Source organism: Bacillus sp. GS3m_15504, from assembly GCF_055825275.1.
In genome coordinates this window covers 1-1,422 of record NZ_JBVVNL010000021.1, presented here as the reverse complement: position 1 = coordinate 1,422, position 1,422 = coordinate 1, and the positions used below count along the sequence as shown (strand labels likewise).

Here is a 1,422-nt window from a genome sequence, read left to right as displayed (position 1 = left end):
TGAACTGGACCCGAAAAGTTAGACATATATTTAAGCAGCTAATAAGGATTGAATTCTGTATTTTACAGGAGGCAATCCTTTTAATTTTGCCTTAATCCTTTTATTATTGTAATAATAAATATAATTCTCTAGTTCTTCCCTAAAGTGTTCCATACTTTCAAAATCTTTAAGATAAAGTAATTCAGATTTTAATAAGCCAAAGAAATTTTCAATGACTGCATTATCTAAGCAATTTCCCTTACGGGACATACTTTGAGTTATATTATTTTCTCTTAAAATATATTGATATCTATCCATTTGATAGTGCCAACCTTGATCTGAATGAAGGATAGGAGTATCTTCTTTATCCAAGCATTTTAAAGCCTTATCTAACATCCTTTCGACTAGAAGGAATGTAGGGCGTTTCTCAATATTATAGGAAATAATCTCACCATTAAACAAGTCTAGAATAGGAGATAGGTAGAGTTTTTCACCAAACAAATGAACTTCAGTAACATCTGTAACCCACTTTTCATTAGGCTTAGAGGCCTTGAAATCACGCTTCAAGACATTTGGCGCTACCTTCCCAACCTTCCCGCGATAAGAGCGGTATTTAGTGATTCTTACCAACGATTTTAACCCTAATTGATTCATTAAGCGAAGGACGGTTTTGTGGTTAATGGTATAGCCCTGATTACGTAATTCAAGTGTGATACGCCTATAGCCATATCGCCCTTGGTGTTCCTGAAAAATCTGCTTAATACTTTCTTTAACCTCGTTATATTTATCTTCACGACTCATTTGTTTCACCCAGTAATAATATGTACTACGAGCCATTTCAGCCGCTTTAATCAAGTCGATAATTTTATATTCATGCCTTAACTCATATATTATGTGTGCTTTGTCTTTTTCAGAGATTGTTGTTTTTGTTGAATTAAGGCGTGTAACTTTTTTAAATAAGCATTTTCCATGCGTAAGTATTCAATTTCTTTTTGTAAATCATTTTGAGAGTTAATATTTTGTTTTTTCTTAGGTGCAATAGCCTGTTTCTTCTTCACAGTGGAGTACCCCTTACTTGTTTTACGAAGAGCATCTATCCCCTGTGATTCTAGCATTGATCGCCACTTCCTAACGGTACGAGGAGATGGAACGTTGAACATAGCGGCCGCTTGTAGGGGCGAAGCTCCTGTATTGTTCATAAAATTCAATACTTCCATTTTAAACTGAATGTCATACCTTGTACATTTAGAGTTTAAGGACTCTATTCCTTGTTCTCTAGTACGTGCCACCCACTCTTTTAATAACGATATACTGACTTGATATTTTTTGGCAGTCACTTTAAAAGAATCATTTGTATTTAAATAATGTTCAACGGCATTTCTTTTTAATTCGAATTTATATTTTCTAGACATAATAAAACCGCACCTCCAATTGTTAGTTATT

At 33.9% G+C, this 1,422-nt stretch carries 1 protein-coding gene; it reads right to left on the bottom strand.

The window, feature by feature from the left end; all coding sequences use genetic code 11:
• Window positions 1-30: 30 nt before the first annotated feature.
• A protein-coding gene (locus tag AC0L0O_RS29920) for an IS3-like element ISBce15 family transposase (protein WP_085963576.1) occupies window positions 31-1,391 on the bottom strand; the annotation gives its coding sequence in 2 pieces (ribosomal slippage) (window positions 31-935 and window positions 935-1,391; 1,362 coding nt in all).
• Window positions 1,392-1,422: the final 31 nt, after the last annotated feature.